Raw genomic sequence first — 25,551 nt, forward strand, 5'->3', positions numbered from 1 at the left:
CGACCCCGGACAATTGTCCACGACCGGAAGCCGGTTCTCCAATCCCCGAATCACCTCAATATCCCAGCGCCATCCCATCCTTGCGCGGATCGGAAGCGCCGGTGAGCGTGCCTTTCTCCCAGTCGATCAGCACCGCCTGCCCGCCGCCAAGCGGATGCTGCGGTTCGACGACGCGATGGCCGCGCTTGCGCAAGCCTTCGATCGCCTCGGTGGGAACGTTGCGCTCAGCCTCCACGGTATCATCATTGTAGAACACACGCGGCGCATCCAGCGCTTGCTGTGGATCCATGCCGAAGTCGATCATATTGGTCAAAAGATGGACATGGCCGAAAGGCTGGTAGCCGCCGCCCATGACGCCGAACGGCATCACCACGTGGCCGTCTTTCGTCGCCATGCCAGGCATGATCGTGTGCATCGGCCGCTTGCCGGGCGCGATCGCGTTCGGGTGCGCCGGGTCGAGGCGGAAGCTCGAGCCACGGTTCTGCAGCACGACACCGGTCTTCGGGCCGACGACGCCGCTGCCGAAGGAATAGTAGGTCGAGTTGATGAAGGAGACCGCGTTGCGGTCACGGTCGACGATCGAGATGTAGACCGTGTCGCTGCCGGGCAGCTCCAGGCGCGGCAGATGCGTCATGGCGCGGTCGCGGTGGATCTCGGCGCGCAGCCGGTCGGCATAGGCGCCGGACAGGAGTTGCCGCACCGGCACATCAACCTGGTCCTGGTCGGCGACGAAGCGATCGCGGTCCTGATAGGCCAGGCGTCCGGCCTCGATCTCCAGATGCAGGCGCTCGGCGCCGTTGGGGTCGAGCCCGCCGAGCTTGAAGCCCGACAGCACGTTCAGCATGAGCAGCGCCGTCAACCCCTGATTGTTCGGCGGCATCTGGTGGATCTCATAGCCGCCATAGGTGGTCCCGACCGGCGTCACATAGTCGCCTTTGGTCGCCGCGAAATCCTCGTGGCTATGCAGCCCGCCCAGTTCATTGAGCCGGCGCACCATGTCGTCGGCAACGGCGCCCTCGTAGAAGCCGGCGCGGCCCTGCTTTGCGATCACCCGCAAGGTGGCGGCGAGTTCCGGTTGGCGGTGTACATCGCCGGCCTTCGGCGCCTGGCCGCCCGGCAGGAAGATGCGCGCGGCATGCTCGTCGGCCGACAGGTCGGTTTCCGGATCGGCCCAGTCGAAGGCGACGCGGTCATGCACGACATAGCCGTTCTCGGCATAGTGGATGGCCGGCGCCAGCACTTCGGCCAGGCTCTTGCGGCCATGGTCTTCCAACAGACGGCTCCAGGCATCGACGGCGCCCGGCACGGTCACCGCGTGCGGACCCTGTTTCGGAAGTTCGTTGAAACCCTTGTCCAGGTACCAGTCGACAGTCGCCTTGGCGGGCGCGCGGCCCGACCCGTTGAAGGCCAGCACGTCGCCTTGTCCCTTCGGGCAGTAGAGGACGAAGCAATCGCCGCCGATGCCGGTCGATTGCGGCTCGACGACGCCCTGCACGGCGGCGGCGCAGACGGCTGCGTCCATGGCATTGCCGCCGGCGCGCAGCATGTCGATCGCGGCAAGGGTCGCAAGCGGGTGCGAGGTCGCGGCAACCGCTTGCGTGGCACGAACCGGCGAGCGGCCGGGAAACTGGAAATCACGCATTCTGTCTTTGTATCCCTTGGTCTGATGGATGCGACGTTGCCGCCATGGCGTAACACGACACGGCAACGGATCGCTTCGGCTTCTCGACACTGCTCATTTTGCCAATTCTCCTCGTTACGCCAGACGCCTATCAGGCTCGGGCTCGATAAGGCGTTAGCCAGATTTCCAGCGCGTTCAGTGCCGAGATGATCGTGAAATTGATGGTGAGATAGATCGTGCCCGCGGCCACGAAAACCTCTACGGCGCGATAGGTCTGCGAAATAAGCCCCTGGGCGATGCCCGTCACTTCCATCAGGGTGACGATCGATGCAAGCGACGTACCCTTTACCATGAGGATGATCTCGTTGCCGTAGCTCGGTATGGCTTGGCGCAGCGCCAAAGGCAGAACGACGAGACGCAGGGTCTGGAGCCGTGTCATGCCGAAGGCAGAGGCCGCCTCGACAAGGCCGCGCGGCACACCCTGTATCGCACCCCGCAGGATTTCGCTGCCATAGGCCGCGGTATTGAGACTGAGCGCGATGATGGCGCACCAATAGGGCTCGCGAAACAGCCACCAGAGCCCAACTGCCTGAAGTGTGGGGCGGAACTGGCCGAGGCCGTAATAGATGAGGAATATCTGGACGAGCAATGGCGTGCCGCGGAAGACGGCAACGAAGGAGCGTATGGGCCAGACCAGCATCCGATGATTTCCCTGCTGCGCCAGCGCGAGCAACAGGGCCAAGGCGAAGCCTATTCCGATCGACAACCCCGCAAGTTGCAAGGTTAACGGCAAGCCGGAGAGAAGGGTGGGAATGATCTCGACAAAGAAGGCGAAGTCGATCATGCGTGGACCGTGCCTCGCCACGCCCGTGCCTCGCCGTAGCGGAAGACCGATCCGGTCACGGTAGCGATGAGGAAATACAGCGTCGCGGCTGCTATATAGAAGACGAAGGGCTCCCGCATCGATCCCGCGCCGATCTGAGATTGCCGCATCAATTCCACCAAGCCGATCACGGAGATCAAGGCCGAATCCTTGAGCACAAGCTGCCAGACATTTCCGAGGCCCGGCAGGGCGTGCCGCATCAGTTGAGGCACGATGACGAGACGCAGCGATTGGAACCGGGACAGGCCGAGCGCCTTGCTAGCCTCAAGCTGGCCGAGATCGACGGCGAGATATGCTCCGCGATAGACCTCGGCTTGATAGGCGCCCGAAATGATGCCGATCGCCAGGACGCCAGTCGCAAATGTTGGCAGCCCGACGAAGCCTGCGCTGCCGAAGAATTTACCGATCTCAGTCAATGCTATGCTGCCGCCATAGTAAAGCAGGTAGATCGTCAACAGATCGGGCACACCCCTAAACACCGTGCCATAGCCCTTGGCGACCCATGACGGTAAGGCTCTCGTGGAGAGCCGGCCTCCTGCTGCAACCGCGCCGAAGAGAGCGCCGAGCAGGAAGCCGAGGACTGACAGCGCAAATGTCATGCCAGCTGCCAGCAGCAGGGCTCCGCCCCAGCCACCCTTACCCACGGAAAGGATATGGAGTGCGTCCGTCATGTGAAACCTGATCGTTCAGCGCGGCACCCGGCCGATCGGTTGATACCAATCGGCCGGACAGAATACACACGTGGCTACTTGACCGGCGTCACGTCCGTTTTCACCCATTTTTCCGAGATACGTTTAATGGTCCCGTCGGCAATGGCGGCGCTGATCGCGTCGTTCAGCATTTCCTTGAGCTTGGCGTCTTCCTTCCTGAGTCCCGCACCCGTTCCGGCGCCGAACAAGCCGCCGACAAAGCCCGGACCTGCAACCGTGAAGCCCGAGAATTCGGGTTTTGCGAGCGTCGCGGCGAGCGCTGTCTTCTGAGCGAATATTGCATCGATGCGGCCCGCGGCCAGATCGAGATCGTGCTGCTCGGTCGTCTTGTATTCGCGAATCTCCACCGTGTCGCCGAAGTATTTCTTGAGGAATTCGAGCATGGCCGTGGCCGCCTGGACACCGACCACCTTGCCCTTCAGCAGGGGCTTCAACTTGTCGACCGCGGCCTTGGAAGCAGCCTCATCGTCTAGTTTGAATTTCTCGGTCGAAGCGCCGAGCTTCCCCAGATCGCTATCCTTGGCGGCTGCGAACCCGCCCGGGTCGATCGCATAAGGCTGGGTGAAGTCAATGGTCTCGAGGCGTTTCGGCGTGATGAACATGCTGGCCATGATCACATCGAACTTGCCGACCTTCAGCGAAGGAATAAGTCCGTCCCAGTCCTGAGCGATGATGGTGCATTTGACCTTCATCCGCTCGCAAAGATTGTTGGCGAGTTCGATCTCCAGTCCGTCGAGCTTGCCCTCTGCGTTGGTGAAGTTCCACGGTGCGTAGGCGCCCTCCGTGGCGATGGTTATGGCCTTGGGCGCATCCTCGGCCAATGCGGTGTGCATGAAGCCGAGCATGCTGAGTGCTGCGGCAACTGCGGCCAAACGACAAACTTTCATGTGGTTCCCCTTTTTTGATAGGTGATCGATCTCTTCCTACGTCCGGCCGCATTGCCGGTTCGAGGCCATTCTTGTCCGGCCGGCGTTCGTCACCGGCTCGGACTCACGAACTCGGCCAGCATCGGTGCTGTGCTGAGAATATGATCCTGCATCACCTTTTCCGCGTGAAGTTCGTCGCCTGAACGCAAGGCCGCGATCACGGCGGCATGCTCCTCGCGCGCAGAATGCGGCTTGTCACAGTCGTCGAACCAGATGCGCATGTAGGGCTCTATCACCACATGCAGCGCCGCTATCTGATGGATAAGCTTGGGCCTCCGGCTTAGCGCACAGATACGGCCATGGAATTCCTGGTGGCGGACCACCCAGTCGCTGCTGCCGCTCTGGCCCGCGCGTTCCATGCGCTCGAGCAGGCGATCGAGTTCCTCGAACTCCTCCTCATCGATCCGGGGCATCGCCAGCCTTACGGCCAGTCCCTCCAGAACCGAGCGAATTTCGAAAATCTCGTAAAGCTCATCGACCGTCAGGCCTGCGACCACGCATCCACGATTGGGCCTCAGAACCACCAGCCCGTCGGAGGCCAGGCGCCGAAAGGCTTCCCGCACCGGCATGCGACTCATGCCGATCTCGGCGGCAATCTCCTCCGGAATAAGCCTCTCGCCCGGTTTGTAGCGGCCGCGGCGAAGGGCCCCCTGAAGGTGCCTGTACGCCTCTTCCTCCGCAGTGGAGGACATCTGTGGCTCTGCCGGGAAGGCTGCTGGCATGGGGCACCCAAACGCCTAGCCTGGAAACGCCCCCCGATTTTGGTCGGGCTCCGCTTGCAATTTCTCTTATTTGGGATATTTTCCCACATATGGACACAGCCTCATCCCAAGCCTTGGCCGACCATCTTCGCCTGCTCCGGGCAGATCGTGGACTTACCCTTCAGGAGCTCGCGGCAAACAGCGGGGTCAGTCGGGCGACGCTGTCCCGGATCGAGAATGGCGAAGTCAGCCCCACGGCGGAAACGCTTGGTCGTCTGGCATCGGCTTTCGCGTTGCCGCTTTCCCAGCTTCTGGCGCCGCTCGAGCCGGACTTTCCCCCGCTTGTCCGCCGCGCTGACCAAAGCATATGGTCGGACCAGGAGAAGGGCTTCACCCGCCGTGCTCTTTCGCCGCCCAGCGGGCGACTGAAGCTGGAAATGATCGAGTGCGAGATCGCGCCCAACCAGCGCATCGTCTACGAGCGGCCCGCTCTTCCGGGGCACGAACACCACTTGGTGCTTTTGGCGGGTGCGCTTGTTTTGATCGCCGATGGCGTTCGGCACGACCTGCGTCCCGGTGACTGCCTGCGCTATCGGCTGCGCGGCGCCTCTTCCTTTGAGACCGGCGAACAATCGGCCCGCTACATTATCGCCATGGCTTAAGGAACCGCCATACATGGAAACGCAGATCATTGAACTCGACGGTCTCGCCATCGAGAAAAGGCTGGGGGAGCTTTCCAGGGTTCTCGCAGACAGCGTAGCCGATGGAGCTGCGATCAGCTTCATGGCGCCCATGCCCTACGAGGACGCGGCTCGGTTCTGGTCGGGCGATGTTCAGCGTGGGGTCGCTGCGGGACGCAGAGTGCTTTTCGGCGCTGAGCGGGGCGGCGAGATCGTCGGAACCGTCCAGCTTCTCACCGCCATGCCGCCCAACCAGCCGCATCGCTGCGAGATCGCAAAGATGATCGTCCATCCGCAAGCACGCAGGCTCGGCATCGGGCGAGCCCTGATGAATGAAGCGCTGAATCGCGCGCGTGAACTGGGCAAAACCCTCGTAACTCTCGACACGCGAACCGGGGACGCCGCGGAGCCGCTATACGCTTCCGTTGGCTTCGAGGTGGCTGGTGTGATCCCTGACTTCGCCTGGGACCCGGACGGCAAGGCGCTGCACGCGACGACCTACATGTTCAGGCGGATATAGTAGGTGCCAGCGGGTCTGAGTTTCGCCGGCATGAGCCGGTAATCGGCGATGCGCGCCGATCTCATCGCCGCTATGAAAGCGAGGCGGACCGGCGAAGCCAAATTGAAAGCCGACGGATCTCGGCGGTAGTCGGACGCGCCCGGTGTCGCCGGTCCATGCGTGGCCGGGTGAACCTTAAGCGCGGTCAAGTTGTGTTAAGCTGGGTAAAATCCCGCCGCCCGCGCGCGTTTGTGCCTTATGGGTGACCGGCGTGAATGACGGACGGAGTGCAATGAACAAGGTCCTCCTCATCGACGACGATGTCGAGTTGACGACGCTGCTGCAGGAATACCTGGTCGAAGAAGGGTATGACGTCGCGACAGGCACGGACGGCGGCACGGCGATTGCCGCCGCCGCGCGCAACGCGGCGGACCTGATCGTGCTCGATATCATGATGCCCCGAATGAACGGGATCGAGGTCCTGCAAAGGATCAGGAAGCTGAGCCAGGTTCCCGTGCTGATGCTGACGGCGAGAGGCGATGACATCGACCGGATATCCGGCCTGAACCTCGGTGCCGACGATTATGTGACGAAACCCTGTTCGCCTGGAGAACTCGCGGCCAGGGTGCGCGCCATCCTTCGTCGTGCGAACCAGCCTGCCGCCGGCGCGGCCGCCGAAACGCTGAGGGCCGGACAACTGGTGGTTCATCCAGGCAACAGAACCGCCGAATGGAACGGACGGCCGCTGGAGCTTACCGGCACGGAGTTCAGCCTGCTCGAAGTTCTCGCCCGCAATGCCGGCCAGTTGATATCGAAGCAAGACATCTCGAAACGGGCTTTTGGAAAGCCGCTGACCCCGTTCGATCGCCGCATCGACGTCCATATCAGCAGCGTGCGTCAGAAGCTCGGCCTCGGGGAAGATGGACAGTCGCGGATAAAGTCTGTCCGCGGCCAGGGCTATCAACTTCTTTTGGACTGACATGCCTCGACTGTTTAAGAAGTTCTTCGTGATAACCTGGCTGACGCTTGCCGGGTCCGTCGCGATCATAATCGCAACGCTCAACTTCTTCGAGACGCTTCCTTCCGCTTCGAAACTGGAACGCCAGAAGCGCGAAGTCGTCCTCGACCTGACCGAGAACCTGCTCGTCAAGGACGGTGAAGAAGCCGCCCGGCGCCTTGCCCATGCGAGCGAGGACACGATACCGGTCGGCCTCACGATCTCGCGGATCGCGGAGACCGGCGCATGTGCCGACAGGAGCACGGCGGAGACAAGAACCGTCCTGAAGGACGGGAGTTGCTACCGGATCTCCGTGCCTCGGCAAGGCAATGTCATTCTCGACAAGCTTGGTCCGTTCGTACCGGGGTTCGGTATTCTGATTTCGAGCGCGATATCGGCGGCCGCGCTCGCCCGATATCTCATTCGTCCTGTCGTCCACCTTCGCGACGGCCTGAGCGCGCTTGCCCATGGCCGTTTCGACGTCCGCATCGGGCACAAGATGGCAGGTCGCAAGGATGAGGTCTCCGCACTCGCGCATGACTTCGATTCCAGCGCCGCGCGGCTGCAGGAGCTGCAGGATGCACAGCAGAGACTTTTCCACGACGTATCCCACGAACTGCGCTCCCCGCTGTCACGTTTGCAGGCCGTTGGGGGTGTCCTTCGGCAGAGTCCGGGCAAACTCGATGCCATGCTGGACCGCATGGACCGGGAGGTCGAACGGCTCGATGCGCTGGTTGGCGAAGTGCTCACTCTCGCCAGGCTGACAGCCGGTTCCCGGCTCCCGCTGAAGACACAGACGCTGGACGTGATCGATCTCCTGAACGAAATCCTGGGCGACGCGGCGTTCGAAGCCCAGGCCCGCGAGGTTTCGATCACCGCCAATGTTGACGGCAGCTTCCTTGCCGAGGTCGAAGGCGAACTGATCTACCGGGCGCTGGAAAACGTCATTCGCAACGCCGTCAAATACACCGCCGAACATTCGCAAGTCACCGTGCAATGCCAGACGACAGGCGACCTCCTCCAGGTGCGCGTCGCGGATCGGGGGCTGGGCGTCGGGCGAGGCGAACTCGAACGGATCTTCCAGCCATTCTCCCGCGGGAACGACGCGGCACCGGGAGGCGGCTACGGGCTTGGCCTTGCGATCGCCAGGCAGGCGATCGAGTGCCATGGCGGGCGGGTATACGCGTCGTTACCGGATGTCGGCGGCCTGGCCATCATGCTGGAGATTCCCCGGCGGCCGGCGATGAGCGGCCCGGCGAACGATCGAGGCTGATCGCAAGTTTTGGTAGTGGGTCAGTTTGAATTACAGCACCATGGCAGGCGGCCTACTCAGCCTCATGCGTTGGCGGGTTGACCGCCGACACATATTTCTCCTCGATCCAGATCGAATGCATGTAGGCGGGTTCTCCAAAGACCTCACCGACCTCCAACTCCAGCAAGTGTGTCCCCGAATCATTCGTGACGCTGATAACCTCAAATTTTCGCCCGACACATCCGAGGAAAAGTTCTTTGGTGCGCATGTAATCGCCCGGAAGATCATCCTTAAGGTCCTCAGGCGCACCAATGACGGTCACTATGCTACCCGCAGAAATCATTAAGCGCCTCCAACGCTGAGAGGTTGGCGCGCCTGTGCTTTGTAGGGCCCGCGCACCGTCGGTTTCTCGGCTTCCTTAGCTTCAACGAGCGCGACAATATCACCAATTTCCGAAAGCCTGTCAGTGACGCCAGCGGCCATAGCTGGGGGAACGCGCAGCGTCTTATGGATGCGGACGAAGTTGTAATACACTGACCCACTACCCAAGTTTTACCCAACTTTACACTGCCTTTACGGCCATTAACGCCGGCATCGCTAAAGCTGGACCGTGATCCCGGTTCTTCAAATGCGAGAGAACGGACTGATGTCGGCGACCGATGCGGTGTTCCAGCAGGGCAAGAGGATGCGGTTCCTCTGGCTGGCCGTCCCATTGCTTTTGATGCCAATCCTGTTGTCGCAGAGCGCTTGGCCGCCGGAGACTCTTCCCCGCCAAGGCATGGAATTCATGGGTTGCGCCTTTATCCTCCTATGTATCGCCGGGCGGTGCTGGGCATCGCTGTATATAGGCGGACACAAGAATCGAGACCTCATTACGAACGGCCCTTATCGATACACCCGCAACCCGCTGTACTTCTTTTCTTCCCTGGGGCTTGCCGGCATCGGCCTGACTTTTGGGTCGATCGCTATTGCGGCCTTCTACTTTTTGTTCGGGTATCTGGTCTTCGCTTATGTCTGCGCCCGCGAATCGATCGCTCTGGACGGGCTTTTCGGCGATGCTTACCGGGAATACTGCCGCGAGGTTCCCGCCTTCTTCCCCCGCCTCGGACGAAGCGCCGGCGGCGCCGCAGATCAGTTGCCCATGACGTTCAACCCAGCTGCGCTGAAGCGTACTGCAATCGACAGTTCTTGCTTTCTCCTGGCAATCCCCGCGTCCGAACTCATCGAGACGTTGCGATTTGCAAGACTCCTCAAGCCTATGTTGCCCCTTTTTTGATAGCGGCTGCCCGCCCGTTGAGACGGTTTCGAACCTGCGTGCGGTTGCAGGGCCGCGCGATCACGCTGGCGCTTCCCCGGCAGCCGGCGATGTATGCGCCGGCTAAAGATCGAGGCTGATGGCAAGTTTTACCGAACTTTACACTGCCTTTACCGCCATTAACGCTGGGGCCGGTAAAGCCTGAACCCATGATCCCCGGTTCAGGCGATTTTGACAATGATCGTTAAGCTTCGGCGACTTGAAATGCGGCCGCGGGCAGCGCTCAGCGTGGCCCTGTTCTCATGGTTGTCCGCCTGCACAAATGTGCCCTTGCCGGAGGGCACGTCCCTCGATTCCTCCGCCGGAATGCGCCCATCGGGCGGCACCCTCACGCATGCAAAATTGCGCGTGGATTCCGCACCGTTGCTCGCGGCGCAGACTGTGCGCATTGTACCGACCTCTACGCAGGTCGGCAGCCGTGGCTTTGATACCAACGACCTGGCGCTGGTGACCAACGCGATCGACCGGGCACTCTGCACCGACCTTGCCGACCGCTTCAAGGTCGTGGCCGCGAGCCAGCCGGCGGACCTCACCGTCCAAGCGACGGTCACCAACATCGTTGCGACGAACCGTACGGCAGCGGCGGGTTCCGTCGTTGCGTCGCTCGGCGGCGCGGCGGCGGGGCTCGGGGTTCCAATCCCGCGCCTTCCGATCGGCCTCGGCGGCCTGGCGATCGAGGCCGAGGCGATCGACAAGGATGGTTCGCAAAGGGCAGCCATGCTCTGGTCGCGCGGTGCCAACATGATCACGACAAAGCCTCGGGTGTCCGCTGTCGGGGATGCGTACGCCCTCTCTTCGGCCTTCGCCGCGGACTTCGCCCGCATGGTGGTCACGGGCAAGGACCCATTCAAGGGAATGCCGGCGATACCATCCATGCAAAGACTGCGCGCTTCGCTGGGCGGCAATCCGAAATACGACGCCTGCAAGGCGTTCGGGAGGGCTCCCGGCATTTCGGGGCTCGTCGCCGCCCGATTTGGCTTGCCGCCCACCTGGACCGACAAGGGCGCTGTAGTCTCCCACTAGCGACGGAGAGCACATGTCGCGAGAATCGGCCACTACGGGTCTCGACCGTAGCCGCGCAGACACCGTGCCGCGCGACAGAATCTGCTCACCACCCGGTTGCGGCCTCGTCCTCAGCGGTTATTGAGGGGCCGTAATCAGACGTCGGTTTAGGCTCGATTGGCTAAGATATTCCAAAAGGACTTCGCTTCAGGACTGTCGCGGAGGCCATGGTCAATCAATGGTCACTGGCAGGTCTATGGGTCCCAAGAGGCCGCTCTGAACCGTCTCAGTTCGTCACAATCTTTGCTGCGAACGCGACCGCGAGCCGCCCAAATCGTCAGCCAAATTTCCGGCATCGCGATGGTGGGCAAGGCCCTTATGCTGGTCGCCGAGCAGTTGTTTGGCCGATTGGAGCCAGAACGCTGAGTTTCCCCGCGGCACTGACCTCCGGTCCTGCGTAGGTGGCGAAAGCGCCGGCCTCGTACGGTCGCTCACCTTCATCGGGCCCGACACGTCCAAGCCGATTGGGCACTCCTGCCGGAACTGTCAGCCGTCACGATCGTTTCATTCATTTGCGGGGCCAGGCTTGGAAAGCTAAAGAGAGGAGGACGAAAATTGACTGTCATCCTCATCGGTGCGTTACTCATCATCGCTGGCATTGTCTACATGGCAGGCGCGGCACTCTCATACGGTCGGCTCAGCAATTTGGCACCGCACGGCACTCCAGCCGACCGGTCGGCCTCAAGGCTGGCAACGCCTGGCCCAACTCTTGAGCCGCGCCGGCGTGGGCTCGGGTTTCTCGGCTTCTCGCGCAACTGGCCAGGGCTGCTAATGATAGCGGTCGGCATCGTTCTAATGTTGTCCGGCGCAGTGCCTTAGGCGCGGGAGCTAGGCGGCCTTTCGTGTACGGTTAGGACCAGCTATGACGCGACCTTGCGGTTCACGCCCTGCGGAAGCGCATTCCAAGCGCTCTGGTCCCTCAAACAGTGAATGGTCCGGCCTGCGATCCCCGCCGCGATCGTGTTCGTGGCCGATCCGGACAGCGCGCCGCAGACCGCGCAGGACCAGTTGAGCAATCTCTGTCGGCTGACCGCGGCCGCAGCCGCCGCGGCCATGGCGATCGCACGCGGCGAAGGGCTTCAGATGGTCGCGGATGAGCTTGAAATCAGCCCGGGCACGGCCCGCACCCAGCTGCAGCACCTATCCGAAAAGACGGAGACGCGGCGACAGGCGGAGTTGGTGCGCCTTATCGCGGCCTGTGGACTTTACGACCGACAATAGCCGGAGCGCAGACCTTGCGTGACCTCCGCCTCGCGCTCAAGTCGGTGAAGCGGCCGGCCGATACCGGCCGGCAACGATACGACGAAAGAGCCACAGGATGACCGGGCAAACCAGGAGCGCGACGGCGCCGAAGTCGAGCGCGGCGCTCGCGGAGCCGACCGATGTGGAGAGCTTTCCTCCGATCGCCGGTCCGGCCAGCATGCCGGCGTAGTAGACCGTGTAGAATAATCCCATTCCGATCGGCCGCGTTTTCTGTTCGAGCACGCGCGCGGGCAGGCTCATGATCGCACCAGCCGGCAAGCCGCAGAAGATTCCAAGAGCGACGACGATGGGAAGCACGGCGCCGCTTCGCGACAGGAGAAGTGTCAGTAGCGCGAAGGCAATGCAGCCTGTGACGACGATGGTCTCTCCGCGTTTGGTCCGATCGGCGAGGAAGCCGCCGAACGGAACCGAAAGCACGGCGAGCCAGAGCACGATACTGATGGTTGGTCCGGCGGCCGCACTGGACCAGCCTCGCTCGACAAGCATCGACGGCCCGAAACTGAAGATCATCGCAAAGCCGATATTGTAGAGGCACCAGATCAAGCCGGCGGCAATCACCGCGCAGACCGTGCCGGCGGTCAGGTTGCCGCGCTCTGCTTTGACCGCGACGGGCGCATCTGGCGCGCGATAGACCAAAGTCACGAGGCAGAGACCGATCAGGATCAACCCCGCGACCGCAAGGTTGACGGCATGCAGCCCGAATGTCGCTCCGATTGCTGGCAACAGCATCAGCGAGATTGCGATGCCAGCCGGCCACGAGTTGATGAAAACGGCCATCGCGGTGGCGATTTCCCGACCGGCAAACCAGTCCGCGACCATCTTGGTCATCAGAACGTTCAGGAGAACACCGCCGATGCCCGCCGTCAGTCGGCCCGCTATCTGCGCGCTCCATGACGGTGACGCGGTCATCAGCAGTTCGCCGGCCAGCATCATCACCAGTCCGGCGAGGACCGTCACCTTGTCGCCATAGCGGCGGCCGATCGCGCCGCCAGGCAAGGCCAGCATGGCGCCCGGCGCAAAATAGAGTCCGATCAGAACACCGATATCGGCCAGGCTCGCGCCGAGAGCCTGGCTGAGCTGTGGCGCGACGGCCGCGACGCTCTGAAACTGAAAAGCGATGGCGGCACGAGCGACGAACAGGACAGCAAGAATCGTCCAGCGGCTTCGCACCTGGATTTCGCCCAATGCCATAGGCTATGCCGTCGGCTTGATATTCTGGTTGAGACGGAAGAAATTGGTCGGATCGTATTTGTCCTTGAGCGCGACAAGGCGTGCGTAATTTTCACCATAGGCGTCACGCACCCGGTCCTCGCCCTCGTCACCGAGATTGTTGGCATAGACACCGCCGGTCGAATAGGGCCTGAGGGCGCTCCACAGCTCGCGCGCCCAACCCATGTTCGCGTCGTCATCGGCCGGATCGTTCCAGATCGCGATCGGAAAGCAGTCGAAGGCCGCATCGCGATTGGCGTAGGGTGAATCCGCTATCGGAACCCGTGCGATTGCCCCGCCGACGTGCTGGAAAACCAGCAAAGACGAGGTGTTGGGAGCTCGCGCATAGGCGTCGAGCAGCGCATCAATCGCGCCTATGCTGATCTGGCGCAGGAATTGCGCCTTCCAATAGTAGCGGCGGCCGCGCGGAAACAGGGCATCGCCGCCCGACTGAATCTCAAGATAAGGGACAGTTGCCAGGCGTGTCTCGACGGGCGAGCCGAACTTGACGATCGGTGAAAGGGCAAGCTCGCCGTCATGTTGCGAACCGACATAGCTGCCGGCGATGCTGAAGAACCGGTCGCCCGACGGCAGCGTTACGAGAGCTGCATCGACGTTTACCTCATCGGCAGCGTTTCGGGCGAATTCATCATAGAACTGCATGGCGCCACGCGCCTGATCGTAAGGATGAAGCGCCGACGCGACAAGCAGTGAAGTGCCGATCGCATGCAACTGGTATTCAAACGCCGTCACGATGCCAAAATTGCCGCCGCCGCCCCTCAAGCCCCAAAACAGGTCCGGGTGTTCGGTCGCGCTGGCCCTCAGGATCTGTCCCTCGGCGGTCACCACTTCGGCGGCAATCAGATTGTCGCAGGTCAGCCCGTATTTTCGCCCGAGCTTGCCGAAGCCGCCGCCAAGCGTGAGCCCGGCGATACCGGTATCGCTGTTGATGCCCATGGTGGTCGCCAGTCCGTGCGCCTGCGTGGCACGATCGAATTCGCCCAGATCGAGGCCGGCCTCCGCGCGCGCGGTTCGACGGACCGGATCGACATCGATGCGTCTCATCCGCGACAGGTCGATGACCATGCCGCCGTCACAGACCGAGAGGCCAGCGACATTGTGGCCTCCGCTGCGGACGGCTACCGGGAGCGCGCTGGATCTCGCGAACGTCACAGCCTCAACCACATCCTGGGCATCGGCGCAGTAGGCAATCATGGCCGGCTTTTTATCGATGGCGCCATTCCAGACCTTACGCGCCTCGTCGTAACCGGCGTTCCCCTCGAGGATCACATTGCCCTTGAGCCGTGGCCGTGGGGTGGGCCGAGGTCCGGGGCGCGATTTGCCTATCAGGCCGTCATATGGCTGTCGCTGCTCCATCCGATCTGCTCCTCGCCGCAAATGCCCATGCCATCATCTCATGGAGTGCCAAACCATTTCAAAATCGAAGAATTCAGGTGCTGGATGAGAAAATCTCATCTACGCTGATGGAATGAGGAAGCTTCCACCGCTTCGCGCGCTCCATGCCTTCGAGGCCGCAGCCCGGCATCACAGCTTCGGGACCGCCGCGAAGGAGCTCGGCGTGACGCCGACGGCAATCAGCCACCAGATCCGACAGTTGGAAGAGGCCTGCGGTGTCAAGCTGTTCCAACGCCGCCCGCGGCCGTTGCTCCTGACGAGCGCGGGCGCTCGTCTCTATCCGGCCTTGCGCAATGGCTTCGACGCGTTGGCCTCGGCGGTGGCGCTATTGATCGAAGAGGATGTACAAGCGCCGTTGCGCGTGACGAGCCCGAACGCGTTCGCCAGCAAATGGCTGGTTCCGCAACTGCCGAAATGGCGTGAAGCAAACCCCGCCGTCCCTTTGGAGATCATCGGCACGGACACCGTCCTCGATCTGAGGGCGGGCGCCGCGGACGTCGCAATCCGCTATGCGCGAAAGCCGCCGCTCGATTTTGTGGCACACGAGGTGTTTCGGGACGTATACATTCCCGTTTGCAGCCCACATCTGCTGGAGCGCCATGGACCGATCACGCGGGCTGCGGATCTCCTGCGTCTTCCTTTGATCCACTATGACTGGATGAACCGCGATCCGGAAGCGCCGACCTGGCGGCAATGGCTGGCGGTTGCACGGTCGATCGATCCCGATTTCACCCCCCTCGAAAAGGTCTGGGACCTGAGTTTCCGCGAGGAGCTCCATGCGATCGATGCCGTTGTCGGCGGACAGGGAGTTGCGATCTGCAGTGACGTGGTCGTGAGCAATGAATTGAGAAACGGACTGCTGGTGAAGGCGCATCCGCTCTCCCTGCCCGGCTACGGATTTTATCTCGTCTCCATGGCCCACAGTCCGCGGATGCCGGCCATCGCGGCCTTCTCGATGTGGCTGAGGGCGCTCAGTTGAAGACGGAAAACCGGCGACTGGCGACGTTGCGGCCCTGATCGATCTCACGGTCTTGTCGTCAAAGTCGAGAGCTGATCCGTGTCATAGCGGTTTCGCAGATCGGCGAGCGCCTTTGGGTCCGGCGCACCCTGCGCAGCGAGTTTCGCGAGTTCTTCGAAATAGTGCTCATGCCCGGGCGGAGAGACTGTCATCAGCACGCGGGCCGGTTTCTCGCTGACATTCGTGATGTTGTGTGGCACGCATGGCGGGATGAACAGATAGGTTCCGGGCGTTGCGCGGATCGTTTTGTCGCCGACATGCCACTCACACTCGCCCTCGAGCAGGTAGAAGGTCTCCTCCTGCACCCGGTGAACATGCCGCCCGGTGGCGAACCCCGCCGGGATCGTCCAGTCGAACATGCTCGTGTGCTTGGTATGTTCGCCGGTGACGAGGAAGACCATAGGATGACCACGCAGCATGACTCCGTTCTTCTCATCGGGCATGCGAATGACGGCATCGGCGCTCATGTGATCCTCCATCGACCATGTGCTGATTTCTGCAGGCACGTGCGTAAGATCGGTGCTCCGTGCCGGGAAGTCGTGAATCCGTTCCTAAAAATCTGCTAAAAGCGTTGAATGACAATCGGAGGCGACATCTACCGGTTCGGCCCGTTCCGCCTCGATCCGGCGGCGGGCATTCTCTACCGAGGGACCGAGCCGACCATGCTTGGGCGGCGCGCTGTCGCGCTGCTGCGTCAACTGCTCGAAAACGCGGGCGTACCGGTGTCAAAGGACGCGCTGGTCGAGGCCGGCTGGGGCGGATTGGCGGTTGCCGACAACAATCTGACGGTTCAGATCGCAGCCTTGCGCCGGGTGCTGGCGCAGGCGGCGGATGCGGAGAGCTGGATCGAAACGTTGCCGCGGCGCGGCTATCGCTATGTCGGACCGGCCGTTACGGCCAATGATCCTGCCCCTGCCGGGTCGGCACTGACATTGCCCGACAAGCCATCCGTCGCGGTTCTGCCGTTCTCGAACCTGAGCGGCGATCCAGAGCAGAACTACTTCGCCGAAGGGATGGTCGACGACATCATCACGGGCCTCGCACGCATTAAGTGGCTGTTCGTCATCGCGCGAAACTCGACCTTCGCCTACAAGGGTCGTGCCGTGGACGTGAAGCAGGTCGGTCGCGAACTTGGCGTGCGCTACGTGCTCGAAGGCAGCGTGCGAAAGGCGGGCTGCAACGTGCGTGTGACCGGCCAGATGATCGATGCATCGACCGGCGCTCATGTGTGGGCCGAACGCTACGACCGCAGCTCCGACGATATCTTCGCGCTTCAGGATGAGATCGCGCTGTCGGCCGTTGGCGCAATTGCACCAAGCATACGGCGTGCCGAAATCGACAGGGTGAAGCGCAAGCGTCCCGACAGTCTCGATGCCTACGATCTCGTGCTCCGAGCCCAGCTCGATGTCGATTCCGGCATGCCTGAGCAGATCACGCGAGCGCTTGTGTTGCTCGAACGTGCGATCGAACTCGATCCCGCCTACGCGTTGGCGCACGGCAGCGCGGCGATGTGCCACCATTGCCTCTTCCTCCGCGCCGGCTTGCAGGAAGCCAACCGTGCCGCTTCGATCCGCCACGCCCGTTCCGCGATTCTGCACGGACAGGACGATGCGGCGGCGCTGACGCTCGCGGGGTTTTCCATTGGCATGGATGGGCACGACCGCGGCGCTGCTTTCACCGCGCTGGAAGCCGCACTCGCCATCAGTCCATCGTCGGCACTGACCTACATCCTTGGCAGCGTCATTCTCGGGTGGGCCGGCGACGCCGAACGGGCCATCGAATGGAGCGAGCGCGGCATGCGGCTCAGCCCGTTCGATCCATGGACCTTCGCCGCGTTCGACGCACAGGCGATGAGCCATCTGCTGCGCGGCCGCTATGAGGAATCCTGCCGTGCGGCCTACAGGTCAGTTCAGGCCAATCCCGCGCACAGCATCACTTATGTGCAATTGGCCGCGGCGCTCGTGAAACTCGGACGGCTGGAAGAAGCAAAGGCAGCCGCCGCGAGGGTGCTCGAACTGCATCCAGCATTCCGCTATGGCCGCCAGTTCGCCGGGGTGAATTGTGCCCCGGCGCTTGCGGCAACTCTTGGCGATGCGCTGCGGACCGCCGGGCTCCCGGAGTAGCGTGCTGCTGCGCTTTTCGCCTTCCGCCATTTCCCGATCTCGGCTCGGGCGAGGTTCCGGCGGCTATCGGCGGGAAATTGTGGCGTCGCGCGGTGGCAGTGGATGAAATGGCGCGCCCGAAGAGATTCGAACTCCTGACCCCCAGATTCGTAGTCTGGTGCTCTATCCAGCTGAGCTACGGGCGCGCATCAGGCCATGTTTTCAACGGCCCCGCGATCCGATCCGAAGGACCGGCCGCGAATGTGTGCAGTTCCCTAACGACTGAATTTGGGAAAAGCAAGCCGATCCGGCAAAAGTTTTGTCGTGGGCGTGTCATCCGGTGACGACGGCCCCGATCCCAGGGCTTTGAAGCTGCCGCGAAGCCGGTCTCGCTCAGGCAGAGAGGGGAAAAGTCTCGGGCGAAGCTCATCGAAAGCGTCAGGCTCGAAGGGCAGAAGCCTCGGGAAAACAGCGCCGAGGCCGTCACGCCGGGCGGCGCAGGCTGCCGCGGGCCTGATCGAGCCGCACCGGCTGGTCGGGAATGGTGACGGTGAAAGTGGTGCGCCCGCCGATCGATTCGACCAGTTCCACAGTACCGCCATGCGCCCGGATCAGTTCGTGAGCGATCGCCAGGCCAAGGCCGGTGCCGCCGCTGCGCGCCGAGCCGCGGAACGCCGCGAACAGGTTTTCGCGCGCCTTCGGCGGCAGGCCGGGGCCGGTATCGGTGACGGCGATGCGGCTGACGCTGCCCATGCGCTCGGCCGATACGGCGAGCCGCCGCACCACGGCGCTCTCCGTGTCGGCCGCCATCGCCTGCACCGAGTTGCGGCACAGATTGGTGAGCACCCTGAACAGCTGGTCGGAATCGGCGTCCACCTCGAAAGCCGCCTCGACGGCGTTGATGAACTCGATGCCTTCCTCGATGTCGAGCAGGCCGTGCACGTCCTCGACCAGCTGGCGCAGCCGCACCCGGCGGCGCGAAGGCGGCGGCTCCTGCGTGCGGCCATAGTGCAGCACGCCTTCCGAATAGGAGACGGCCCGGTCGAGCGCGCGCAAGAGCTTCGGCGCGAAGGCCTGCACGGTTGGGTCCCTGACCTGGCGCAGGCGGTCCGATATCAGCTGCGCCGAGGCCAGGATGTTGCGCATGTCGTGGTTGATCTTCGACACCGCCAGGCCGAGATCGGCAAGGTGTTTCTGCTCCGAAAGCATCTTCTGCAGCCGCTCCTGCATCTGCGACAGCTCGCGTTCGGCGACGCCGATCTCATCGGAGCGGGCGGCGGGACGGATGATGCGGCCGGGATCGTCGGGCGCTTCGGAGAAGGACAGCATCGAGCGCGTCATGGTGCGGATCGGCCCGATCATGATCAGGTCGATCGCGGCATAGACCAGCATGGCGGTGAACAGCGAGATCAGCAGCGAGACGAAGGCGACGTTGCGCGAATAGATGAGCATGGCCTTGCGCAGCGAGTAGTCCGGCATGATCAGCTCGAATTCCTTGTCGCTGTCGCCGACCGGACCGAAGACGCGCAGCATCCGGTCGCCGCCGAAGAACAGCGTATCGAGCGCGCCGGTCATGCCCTTGATCATGCCGACGCTGGCGAGGTCGATATGCTCGTCGACCTGAGGCGGCATGTCCGCCACCACCAGAAGCCGCGAGACGCCGCCGTCGCGCACCGCGATCGCCTTGGCGCCGATCGCCATCAGCACGTCATTCTGCGCCGTGCGCGACAGCGAAGTCGACTCGCCCTGCACCAGCACGATCGACACGGCCGCCGCTGTGCTCAGCCGTTCCTTGAGCCAGCTCAGCCGGTAGCTGGCGATCCAGGGCAGGAAGATGAGCACTTCGGCCAGAAGCACAAAAACGATCGTCAGCAGCAGCAGTTTCGTCGACAGGCCGCGCGACAGAGGTACCGTGCGGACGGCGGCGGGCGCCGTTCCGTTCCCTTCCCCCGCTTGGCTGGTTTCGCTCATGCGTTCCTGTCTTCACAATCACTTGATCGGCCAAGATTAGGCGATTACGGCATTTTTGCCAATTTCATCCTTTGGCCGGAACATTAAATTACCGTCATGAAGCCTGCGTCCACGCCGCACTGGCGCCGGATTGACTTCCAAAACCCTTCTTTCTATAAGCCCGCTCACGCTCGGGCCATTCGTCCCGGCGCGGTTTCGATCGCGCCAAAGCCGGCCCGGCAAAGCTCCTGTTACAGAGTGACAGAATCAAGAAGGGCCGCACCCCGCGGTATTAAAACAAATGAAGCGTACCTACCAACCGTCCAAACTCGTCCGCAAACGCCGGCACGGTTTCCGTGCCCGCATGGCCACCAAGGGTGGTCGTGGCGTCGTCGCAGCTCGCCGCAACCGCGGCCGCAAGCGGCTCAGCGCCTAAGCGAGACGATATCGTTGCCCGCAACCGGCAAGCCAGTGGGGCAAAATCCCAAGCGGCTTCTGAAACGCGCGGAATTCCTGGCCGTCCGTCGTGGTGAAAAGCGACGCGGACGGTTTTTCCTCGTCGAGGTCCTCGACCGCGGCGATGGCGGAGTGCCGCGCGTCGGCTACACCGTCACCAAGAAGGTCGGCAACGCTGTTGTGCGCAACCGCGTCAGGCGGCGGCTTAAAGAGGCCGTCCGCGTCCATGCCGCAGATGACATGGTGCCCGGCAATGATTATGTCATCGTCGGGCGCGATGATGCGCTGCGCGCCCCCTTCGGCCAGTTGAAGGCCGAACTCTCCCGCCGACTTCGCGGAACACGATAGGCCAAGGGCTCTCGATGGAAAACAACCGGAACTTCTTCATCACCATCGCGCTGTCGGTGCTGATCCTGACTTTGTGGCAGGTTTTCTACATGAACCCGCGCGTCGAGCAGCAGCGCGAGGCCGCCAAGATCGAGCAGCAGCGGGTGGAAGAGCAGAAGAAGGCGGCCGAGGCCGCCAATCCGGGTGCTGGAACGCCGGCTCCGGCGCCGGGCACCATTCCCAACGCGCCCGGCGGTCACACCGTCACCGCGGCCGGCCGCGGTCAGGCGCTGGCCGCTTCCAAGCGCGTCAAGATCGACACGCCGAGCCTCGAGGGCTCGATCAACCTGACCGGCGCCCGCCTCGACGACCTCAAGCTCAAGCACTACACCGAGACCGTCGACAAGAATTCGCCCGAGATAGAACTGCTCAACCCGCAGGCGCTGCCTACCGGCTATTTCGCCGAGATCGGCTTCGTCGGCAACGACAAGACCGGCATGGTGCCGGGTGCCGAAACGGTGTGGAATGTCGACGGCAATCCGACGCTGAGCCCGTCGACGCCGGTGACGCTCACTTACACCAATGACAAGGGCCTGACCTTCAAGCGCACCTTCTCCGTCGACGCCAACTACATGTTCACGGTCACCGACACGGTGCAGAATTCCGGCACCAGCGCGGTTTCGCTGTTCAACTACGGCCGCGTCACCCGCTACGACAAACCGGCCGTCGCCAGCACCTATGTGCTGCATGAAGGCCTGATCGGCTTCACCGGCACCGAAGGCCTGCAGGAACACAAATACGCGTCCATCGAGAAGGACAAGCAATACCAGCCGGGCAAGTCGAGCGACGGCTGGCTCGGCATCACCGACAAATATTGGGCCGTCACGCTTGTGCCGACAGAGAAGCAGCCGTTCCAGCCGCGCTATGCCTATTTCGAGGATGGCCGCCACCGCTATCAGTCCGACTTCCTGACCGACGCGATCAATGTCGAGGCCGGCCAGTCGGCGACCGTCGAGACCGAGGTCTTCGCCGGCGCCAAGGAAGTCGCCAAGATCAACGCCTATGCCGAAGAGCGCCACATCAAGCGGTTCGACCTTCTGATCGACTGGGGTTGGTTCCACTTCATCACCAAGCCGATGTTCTGGCTGATCGACACGCTCTACAAATTCCTCGGCAATTTCGGCCTGGCGATCCTCGCCACCACCGTCATCGTCAAGGCCATCTTCTTTCCGCTCGCCAACAAGTCCTACGCGTCGATGGCGAACATGAAGAAGGTGCAGCCCAAGATGCTGGAGATCCGCGAGAAATACGCGGACGACAAGATGAAGCAGCAGCAGGCGATGATGGAGCTGTACAAGACCGAGAAGATCAATCCGCTTGCCGGCTGCTGGCCGGTGGCGCTGCAGATCCCGGTCTTCTTCTCGCTCTACAAGGTGCTCTACATCACCATCGAGATGCGCCATGCGCCGTTCTTCGGCTGGATCCAGGATCTGGCGGCGCCCGATCCGACCTCGATCTTCAACCTGTTCGGCCTGGTTCCGATCACGTTGCCGCACATGCTGATGATCGGTGTCTGGCCGCTGATCATGGGCGTCACCATGTTCCTGCAGATGCGCATGAACCCGACGCCGCCGGATCCGACGCAGGCCGCGATCTTCACCTGGATGCCTGTTATCTTCACCTTCATGATGGCGGGCTTCCCGGCCGGCCTCGTCATCTACTGGGCCTGGAACAACACGCTGTCGATCCTCCAGCAGGGTGTGATCATGAAGCGCCAGGGCGCCAAGATCGAGCTATGGGACAATCTGATGGCACTGTTCAAAAAGAAACCGTCGCCGGCGGAATAAAAGCTCCCCTCTCTCTAAAAGCCCGGTTCGTCCGGGCTTTTTCTTTGGGCGGACATTCGTTCACGTTCCCGTGATCGGCGAAACTGCAAGCGGTCGCGGAGCGTGACTGCGTGTGCATTTCCAAAGGCTATCAATTCCGATCAGCCCTCACCCGGAGGAAGACCACATGCGCTTGCCGTCGTTCAGGATCATCGCCGTTTCCGCTCTCGTCGCCGGCGTGGCGATTGCCGCCCCCGCCTACGCCAAGAACCCTGTTGTCGGCGGGGCGCCGATGTACACCACCAAGAACATCGTCGAGAACGCCGTCAATTCGAAGGACCACACCACGCTCGTCGCCGCCGTCAAGGCCGCCGGCCTGGTCGACACGCTGCAGGGCGCCGGCCCGTTCACCGTCTTCGCGCCGACCAATGAGGCCTTCGCGGCACTTCCGGCCGGCACGGTCGATACGCTGCTCAAGCCCGAGAGCAAGGACAAGCTCACCAAGGTGCTGACCGCGCATGTCGTGGCCGGCAAGATTTCAGGCGCCGAGATGATGAAGCAAGCCAAGGCGATGGGCGGCAAATACGAGATGAAGACCGTCTCCGGCGACACGCTGACCGCCGAGGTCAAGAAGGGCAAGCTCTACATCGTGGACGAGTCCGGCGGCGAGGCGAAGGTGACCATCGCCGACGTCAACCAGTCGAACGGCGTCATCCATGTCGTCAGCAAGGTGCTGTTGCCGAAATAGCGTCTTCCGGCGAAAGGGGGCAGTGGCAGGTCGTTGGGGCTTTCTTGGCCTGCCATCCCGCCTCGTGACGAGGTGCCAAGTTTCTTGGGGAAGTCGTTATCGGCGAGGCCGGGGTCCTGTAGTCACTCACAGGGCCCCGGTTTCTTTTTGTGTACCGTGAAGACGCTGGGCTTCAGCGATCGAACATCAACCGTTTCCGGCGCATCATTCCATCACGGCACGATGGTCGAGCTTGGCCGGCGTGCCTGGCTTGCGCAGCAAGAGCGGCAACACATGAGCCTGGCACGCACGGAAGACTCGCTCCCCGGCCGATTGGTGCTATAGGGCGGATCACGTTATTTTGACCAGTCGCCTCCGGCAGCGGATGCGCCTGTCTGCCAATTCCCGGACGAACCGACATGGACGGACCCAACCCCAACATCAAGCACCCGATCCCGATGCACACGCGCGTCGGCTTCCTGAAGCCGCTGGTGACGGAGCCGAACATCGAGATCGGCGACTTCACCTATTATGACGACCCGGAGGGACCGGACAAATTCGCGCAGAAATGCGTGCTGCACCACTATCCCTTCATCGGCGACAAGCTCATCATCGGCAAGTTCTGCGCCATCGCCGAAGGCGCGCGCTTCATCATGAACGGCGCCAACCACGCAATGTCCGGCTTTTCCACCTATCCGTTCAACATTTTCGGCCATGGCTGGGAACAGGGTTTTGACCCGGCGACATGGTCGAAGGAGGTGCGCGGCGACACGGTGGTCGGCAGCGATGTCTGGATCGGCATGGAGGCGGTGATCCTGCCCGGCGTGGAAATCGGCCATGGCGCCATCATCGCCGCCAAATCGGTTGTGACGCACGATGTGCCGCCCTATGCCATTGTCGCCGGCAACGCCGCCAAGGTGGTGAAGATGCGTTTCGACGACAGGACGATCAGGCGGTTGCTGGCACTGGCATGGTGGCATTGGCCGGTGGACAAGATCGGCCGCAACCTCGATGCCATCAGGGGCGCCAACATCTCTCTTCTGGAGGCAGCAGCTTGAACGCTCTGAACAGCACTGTGATCACCACCGACCTGTTCACGCGCGGGTGGATCTTCATCCGCGGCGTGCCGGCCATGAAGTTCCTGCCGCCGGAAGGGCCGCCGGAAATCGCCTTTGCCGGCCGCTCCAATGTCGGCAAATCGTCGCTGATCAACGCGCTGGTCAACCAGAAAGGGCTGGCGCGCACCTCCAACACGCCGGGGCGCACGCAGGAACTCAACTATTTCGTGCCGGACGGATTTTCGGGCGAGGGCGCCGACCTGCCGCCGATGGCGCTGGTCGACATGCCGGGCTACGGCTACGCCACCGCGCCCAAGGAGAAGGTCGACGAGTGGACCAAGTTGGTCTTCGACTATCTCAAGGGCCGGGTGACGCTGAAGCGGGTCTATGTGCTGATCGATGCCCGCCACGGCATCAAGGCCAAGGACGACGAGGTGCTGTCGCTGCTCGACAAGGCGGCGGTGTCCTACCAGATCGTGCTGACCAAGACCGACAAGATCAAGGTCGCCGGCGTACCGCGGCTGATCGAGGAGACGCTGCAAAAGATCAAGAAACGGCCGGCGGCGTTTCCGTTCGTCCTGGCGACGTCATCGGAAAAGGGCGAGGGGCTGGAGGAATTGCAGGCCGCGATCGTGCTTGCCGCCAATGGCGGCTAGGGCAATTCCAGGAAAAGTGCGAGCGGTTTTCCCTTGGGAATTGCGTCAAAACAGTGAGTTAGAGCGGTTCGCCGTTTCCATGAAACGGTGAAACGCTCTAGGCCTTTGCCTCCAGCGCTATCATCTGGTGGCTTTCTTCCTCGGCGAGCCGTTCGGTGCCGTAGTTCTTCAGGAACATGCCGACGCCCGACCTGACGATGTGGTCGATCTCTTCGTCGCTCGGAGCCTTGGTGCGGTAGGCGAAGATGCACTGCCGGAAGAGGCCGGCCAGGCACAGTTCGGTGAACTGGTAGGCGGCAAGATCGACATCGTCGATCTTGAGCAGGCCGCGTTCGATGGCGGCATTGAGAAACTCCACCACCTTGTCATGGCCGCGTTTGGGGCCGCGTTCGTAGAACCGCGCGCCCATGTCGGGGATCCTGTCGGAGGCGCCGATCACCGTGCGCTGCGCCTGGATGACCTTGGCCGAGGTGATCTTCATCGACAGCACCGTGCCGAACTTCACCAGCGTCTGGCGCAGATCGTCGGCGCGGTCGAGCATGTCGTACATGTTCTTGAAGATAGTGCCGCGCTCTTCTTCGATCAGCGCCTCGAACAGCTCTTCCTTGTTGGCGAAGTAGACATAGATGGTGCCCTTCGACACGCCCGCTTCGCGCGTGATGTCGTTCATCGAGGCGGCCTCGAAGCCCTTGTCTATGAAGACACGGCGGGCGCCATCGATGATCTGGCTGCGCTTGACCGGGTCCTGTCCGGCCGCCGGCCTGCCACGGCGCAGGCTCTCCAGCAGATCGCCGCATTTGTCGTTTTCGACGTCGGGCGTTGTCTCGGCCATAAAAGTCACACCTCGAAAATAATTCGAACCAACCGGTTCGATTGCCTCTTGATATGGTCCTCTTT

Annotated in this window: 27 protein-coding genes, 1 tRNA gene and 1 pseudogene; 16 read left to right on the plus strand and 13 right to left on the minus strand. The window is 62.4% G+C overall.

All coding sequences use genetic code 11. The annotated features are described in order from the left end of the window. Positions 1-55 precede the first annotated feature (55 nt). The 5 genes from ggt to FJV80_RS14220 form a co-directional block, all read right to left on the minus strand. The gene (gene ggt, locus FJV80_RS14200; protein WP_142876707.1) at positions 56-1,642 is read right to left on the minus strand and encodes a gamma-glutamyltransferase; all 1,587 of its coding nucleotides are present in this window, start codon (positions 1,640-1,642) and stop codon (positions 56-58) included. Between the two features lie 130 nt (positions 1,643-1,772). After that, entirely contained in the window at positions 1,773-2,465 is a 693-nt protein-coding gene (locus FJV80_RS14205; protein ID WP_142876708.1) for an ABC transporter permease, read from the minus strand. Then, the gene (locus FJV80_RS14210) at positions 2,462-3,175 is read right to left on the minus strand and encodes an ABC transporter permease subunit (protein WP_142876709.1); all 714 of its coding nucleotides are present in this window, start codon (positions 3,173-3,175) and stop codon (positions 2,462-2,464) included. Before FJV80_RS14210 ends, FJV80_RS14205 begins: the two co-directional genes overlap by 4 nt. A gap of 74 nt (positions 3,176-3,249) precedes the next feature. Next, complete coding sequence (locus FJV80_RS14215) at positions 3,250-4,101, minus strand: transporter substrate-binding domain-containing protein (RefSeq protein WP_095773294.1); 852 nt, start codon at positions 4,099-4,101, stop codon at positions 3,250-3,252. 89 nt (positions 4,102-4,190) lie between these two features. Then, a complete protein-coding gene (locus FJV80_RS14220) occupies positions 4,191-4,832 on the minus strand; it encodes a GntR family transcriptional regulator (protein WP_246688968.1) in 642 nt (213 codons plus the stop codon). Between the two features lie 119 nt (positions 4,833-4,951). Between FJV80_RS14220 and FJV80_RS14225 the strand changes: the two genes are divergently transcribed. From FJV80_RS14225 to FJV80_RS14240, 4 genes are all read left to right on the plus strand, one after another. Then, entirely contained in the window at positions 4,952-5,503 is a 552-nt protein-coding gene (locus FJV80_RS14225; protein WP_142876711.1) for an XRE family transcriptional regulator, read from the plus strand. A 13-nt stretch (positions 5,504-5,516) separates the two neighbouring features. Continuing rightward, on the plus strand, positions 5,517-6,041 hold the full coding sequence (locus FJV80_RS14230; protein ID WP_142876712.1) for a GNAT family N-acetyltransferase: 525 nt from the start codon (positions 5,517-5,519) through the stop codon (positions 6,039-6,041). 271 nt (positions 6,042-6,312) lie between these two features. Next, positions 6,313-6,999, plus strand: coding sequence for a response regulator transcription factor (locus tag FJV80_RS14235; RefSeq protein ID WP_095773287.1), 687 nt, complete (start codon positions 6,313-6,315; stop codon positions 6,997-6,999). 1 nt (position 7,000) lies between these two features. Next, a complete protein-coding gene (locus FJV80_RS14240; protein WP_142876713.1) occupies positions 7,001-8,290 on the plus strand; it encodes a HAMP domain-containing sensor histidine kinase in 1,290 nt (429 codons plus the stop codon). A 52-nt stretch (positions 8,291-8,342) separates the two neighbouring features. Here the strand turns inward: FJV80_RS14240 and FJV80_RS14245 are convergent, their stop codons facing one another. Together FJV80_RS14245 and FJV80_RS35035 are read right to left on the minus strand one after the other, a co-directional pair. Then, the gene (locus tag FJV80_RS14245; protein ID WP_095773285.1) at positions 8,343-8,612 is read right to left on the minus strand and encodes a hypothetical protein; all 270 of its coding nucleotides are present in this window, start codon (positions 8,610-8,612) and stop codon (positions 8,343-8,345) included. Further along, positions 8,612-8,806, minus strand: a pseudogene (locus tag FJV80_RS35035) (hypothetical protein); the annotation flags it as partial. The gene FJV80_RS14245 and the pseudogene FJV80_RS35035, both read right to left, overlap by 1 nt. Before the next feature lie 109 nt (positions 8,807-8,915). Here FJV80_RS35035 and FJV80_RS14250 point away from each other — a divergent pair. From FJV80_RS14250 to FJV80_RS14270, 4 genes are all read left to right on the plus strand, one after another. Further along, positions 8,916-9,545, plus strand: a complete 630-nt coding sequence (locus tag FJV80_RS14250) for an isoprenylcysteine carboxylmethyltransferase family protein (protein WP_185975210.1) — start codon at positions 8,916-8,918, stop codon at positions 9,543-9,545. Positions 9,546-9,761: 216 nt separating this feature from the next. Beyond that, entirely contained in the window at positions 9,762-10,607 is an 846-nt protein-coding gene (locus FJV80_RS14255; RefSeq protein ID WP_142876715.1) for a DUF3313 domain-containing protein, read from the plus strand. 594 nt (positions 10,608-11,201) lie between these two features. Continuing rightward, positions 11,202-11,465, plus strand: coding sequence for a hypothetical protein (locus tag FJV80_RS35040; RefSeq protein WP_095773282.1), 264 nt, complete (start codon positions 11,202-11,204; stop codon positions 11,463-11,465). Between the two features lie 111 nt (positions 11,466-11,576). Next, positions 11,577-11,867, plus strand: coding sequence for a helix-turn-helix transcriptional regulator (locus FJV80_RS14270; RefSeq protein ID WP_142876716.1), 291 nt, complete (start codon positions 11,577-11,579; stop codon positions 11,865-11,867). Between the two features lie 36 nt (positions 11,868-11,903). Here FJV80_RS14270 and FJV80_RS14275 read toward each other — a convergent pair whose 3' ends face one another. Both FJV80_RS14275 and FJV80_RS14280 read right to left on the minus strand, forming a co-directional pair. Next, positions 11,904-13,100, minus strand: coding sequence for an MFS transporter (locus FJV80_RS14275; protein WP_245437765.1), 1,197 nt, complete (start codon positions 13,098-13,100; stop codon positions 11,904-11,906). A gap of 3 nt (positions 13,101-13,103) precedes the next feature. Next, positions 13,104-14,495, minus strand: a complete 1,392-nt coding sequence (locus FJV80_RS14280; protein ID WP_142876717.1) for an FAD-binding oxidoreductase — start codon at positions 14,493-14,495, stop codon at positions 13,104-13,106. Between the two features lie 112 nt (positions 14,496-14,607). On the opposite strand from FJV80_RS14280, the gene FJV80_RS14285 reads away from it, so the two are divergent. Continuing rightward, entirely contained in the window at positions 14,608-15,513 is a 906-nt protein-coding gene (locus tag FJV80_RS14285; protein ID WP_095773279.1) for a LysR substrate-binding domain-containing protein, read from the plus strand. Positions 15,514-15,557: 44 nt separating this feature from the next. On the opposite strand, the gene FJV80_RS14290 is transcribed toward FJV80_RS14285, so the two are convergent. Next, complete coding sequence (locus FJV80_RS14290; protein ID WP_095788677.1) at positions 15,558-16,019, minus strand: cupin domain-containing protein; 462 nt, start codon at positions 16,017-16,019, stop codon at positions 15,558-15,560. Between the two features lie 108 nt (positions 16,020-16,127). On the opposite strand from FJV80_RS14290, the gene FJV80_RS14295 reads away from it, so the two are divergent. After that, the gene (locus tag FJV80_RS14295) at positions 16,128-17,675 is read left to right on the plus strand and encodes a winged helix-turn-helix domain-containing tetratricopeptide repeat protein (protein WP_142876718.1); all 1,548 of its coding nucleotides are present in this window, start codon (positions 16,128-16,130) and stop codon (positions 17,673-17,675) included. Positions 17,676-17,783: 108 nt separating this feature from the next. On the opposite strand, the gene FJV80_RS14300 is transcribed toward FJV80_RS14295, so the two are convergent. Both FJV80_RS14300 and FJV80_RS14305 read right to left on the minus strand, forming a co-directional pair. Further along, positions 17,784-17,860, minus strand: a tRNA-Arg gene (locus tag FJV80_RS14300). Between the two features lie 277 nt (positions 17,861-18,137). Beyond that, entirely contained in the window at positions 18,138-19,625 is a 1,488-nt protein-coding gene (locus FJV80_RS14305; protein ID WP_142876719.1) for a HAMP domain-containing sensor histidine kinase, read from the minus strand. Positions 19,626-19,905: 280 nt separating this feature from the next. Here FJV80_RS14305 and rpmH point away from each other — a divergent pair, with 280 nt between their 5' ends. The 6 genes from rpmH (at position 19,906) to yihA (ending at position 24,654) form a co-directional block, all read left to right on the plus strand. Beyond that, complete coding sequence (rpmH, locus tag FJV80_RS14310; RefSeq protein WP_008833937.1) at positions 19,906-20,040, plus strand: 50S ribosomal protein L34; 135 nt, start codon at positions 19,906-19,908, stop codon at positions 20,038-20,040. Between the two features lie 14 nt (positions 20,041-20,054). After that, complete coding sequence (gene rnpA / locus FJV80_RS14315; RefSeq protein ID WP_027040889.1) at positions 20,055-20,408, plus strand: ribonuclease P protein component; 354 nt, start codon at positions 20,055-20,057, stop codon at positions 20,406-20,408. Between the two features lie 14 nt (positions 20,409-20,422). Next, positions 20,423-22,234 carry a membrane protein insertase YidC gene (yidC, locus tag FJV80_RS14320; protein WP_142876720.1) on the plus strand — a complete coding sequence of 604 codons (1,812 nt, stop codon included), beginning with the start codon at positions 20,423-20,425 and terminating at the stop codon, positions 22,232-22,234. 166 nt (positions 22,235-22,400) lie between these two features. Continuing rightward, positions 22,401-22,961, plus strand: a complete 561-nt coding sequence (locus tag FJV80_RS14325; protein WP_142876721.1) for a fasciclin domain-containing protein — start codon at positions 22,401-22,403, stop codon at positions 22,959-22,961. A 398-nt stretch (positions 22,962-23,359) separates the two neighbouring features. Then, positions 23,360-23,998, plus strand: coding sequence for a CatB-related O-acetyltransferase (locus FJV80_RS14330; protein WP_142876722.1), 639 nt, complete (start codon positions 23,360-23,362; stop codon positions 23,996-23,998). Beyond that, a complete protein-coding gene (yihA, locus tag FJV80_RS14335; protein ID WP_019862432.1) occupies positions 23,995-24,654 on the plus strand; it encodes a ribosome biogenesis GTP-binding protein YihA/YsxC in 660 nt (219 codons plus the stop codon). The genes FJV80_RS14330 and yihA overlap by 4 nt, the downstream gene beginning before the upstream one ends. Positions 24,655-24,751: 97 nt before the next feature. Here yihA and FJV80_RS14340 read toward each other — a convergent pair whose 3' ends face one another. Then, complete coding sequence (locus FJV80_RS14340; protein ID WP_142876723.1) at positions 24,752-25,486, minus strand: TetR/AcrR family transcriptional regulator; 735 nt, start codon at positions 25,484-25,486, stop codon at positions 24,752-24,754. Positions 25,487-25,551: the final 65 nt, after the last annotated feature.

This window comes from Mesorhizobium sp. WSM4310 (assembly GCF_007003935.1).
Lineage (GTDB): Bacteria > Pseudomonadota > Alphaproteobacteria > Rhizobiales > Rhizobiaceae > Mesorhizobium.

Excerpts from the sequence above, each read along its gene's own strand:
- FJV80_RS14275 (WP_245437765.1), bottom strand. The coding sequence starts at position 13,100 with ATGGCATTGGGCGAAATCCAGGTGCGAAGCCGCTGGACGATTCTTGCT.
- ggt (WP_142876707.1), bottom strand. The coding sequence starts at position 1,642 with ATGCGTGATTTCCAGTTTCCCGGCCGCTCGCCGGTTCGTGCCACGCAA.
- FJV80_RS14225 (WP_142876711.1), top strand. The coding sequence starts at position 4,952 with ATGGACACAGCCTCATCCCAAGCCTTGGCCGACCATCTTCGCCTGCTC.
- rpmH (WP_008833937.1), top strand. The coding sequence starts at position 19,906 with ATGAAGCGTACCTACCAACCGTCCAAACTCGTCCGCAAACGCCGGCAC.
- FJV80_RS14270 (WP_142876716.1), top strand. The coding sequence starts at position 11,577 with ATGGTCCGGCCTGCGATCCCCGCCGCGATCGTGTTCGTGGCCGATCCG.
- yidC (WP_142876720.1), top strand. The coding sequence starts at position 20,423 with ATGGAAAACAACCGGAACTTCTTCATCACCATCGCGCTGTCGGTGCTG.
- FJV80_RS14325 (WP_142876721.1), top strand. The coding sequence starts at position 22,401 with ATGCGCTTGCCGTCGTTCAGGATCATCGCCGTTTCCGCTCTCGTCGCC.
- FJV80_RS14295 (WP_142876718.1), top strand. The coding sequence starts at position 16,128 with ATGACAATCGGAGGCGACATCTACCGGTTCGGCCCGTTCCGCCTCGAT.
- FJV80_RS14255 (WP_142876715.1), top strand. The coding sequence starts at position 9,762 with ATGATCGTTAAGCTTCGGCGACTTGAAATGCGGCCGCGGGCAGCGCTC.
- FJV80_RS14245 (WP_095773285.1), bottom strand. The coding sequence starts at position 8,612 with ATGATTTCTGCGGGTAGCATAGTGACCGTCATTGGTGCGCCTGAGGAC.
- FJV80_RS14285 (WP_095773279.1), top strand. The coding sequence starts at position 14,608 with ATGAGGAAGCTTCCACCGCTTCGCGCGCTCCATGCCTTCGAGGCCGCA.
- FJV80_RS14215 (WP_095773294.1), bottom strand. The coding sequence starts at position 4,101 with ATGAAAGTTTGTCGTTTGGCCGCAGTTGCCGCAGCACTCAGCATGCTC.
- FJV80_RS14235 (WP_095773287.1), top strand. The coding sequence starts at position 6,313 with ATGAACAAGGTCCTCCTCATCGACGACGATGTCGAGTTGACGACGCTG.
- FJV80_RS14305 (WP_142876719.1), bottom strand. The coding sequence starts at position 19,625 with ATGAGCGAAACCAGCCAAGCGGGGGAAGGGAACGGAACGGCGCCCGCC.
- FJV80_RS14205 (WP_142876708.1), bottom strand. The coding sequence starts at position 2,465 with ATGATCGACTTCGCCTTCTTTGTCGAGATCATTCCCACCCTTCTCTCC.
- FJV80_RS14230 (WP_142876712.1), top strand. The coding sequence starts at position 5,517 with ATGGAAACGCAGATCATTGAACTCGACGGTCTCGCCATCGAGAAAAGG.
- FJV80_RS14280 (WP_142876717.1), bottom strand. The coding sequence starts at position 14,495 with ATGGAGCAGCGACAGCCATATGACGGCCTGATAGGCAAATCGCGCCCC.
- FJV80_RS14240 (WP_142876713.1), top strand. The coding sequence starts at position 7,001 with ATGCCTCGACTGTTTAAGAAGTTCTTCGTGATAACCTGGCTGACGCTT.
- FJV80_RS14250 (WP_185975210.1), top strand. The coding sequence starts at position 8,916 with ATGTCGGCGACCGATGCGGTGTTCCAGCAGGGCAAGAGGATGCGGTTC.
- FJV80_RS14290 (WP_095788677.1), bottom strand. The coding sequence starts at position 16,019 with ATGAGCGCCGATGCCGTCATTCGCATGCCCGATGAGAAGAACGGAGTC.
- FJV80_RS14220 (WP_246688968.1), bottom strand. The coding sequence starts at position 4,832 with ATGTCCTCCACTGCGGAGGAAGAGGCGTACAGGCACCTTCAGGGGGCC.
- FJV80_RS14340 (WP_142876723.1), bottom strand. The coding sequence starts at position 25,486 with ATGGCCGAGACAACGCCCGACGTCGAAAACGACAAATGCGGCGATCTG.
- FJV80_RS14210 (WP_142876709.1), bottom strand. The coding sequence starts at position 3,175 with ATGACGGACGCACTCCATATCCTTTCCGTGGGTAAGGGTGGCTGGGGC.
- FJV80_RS14330 (WP_142876722.1), top strand. The coding sequence starts at position 23,360 with ATGGACGGACCCAACCCCAACATCAAGCACCCGATCCCGATGCACACG.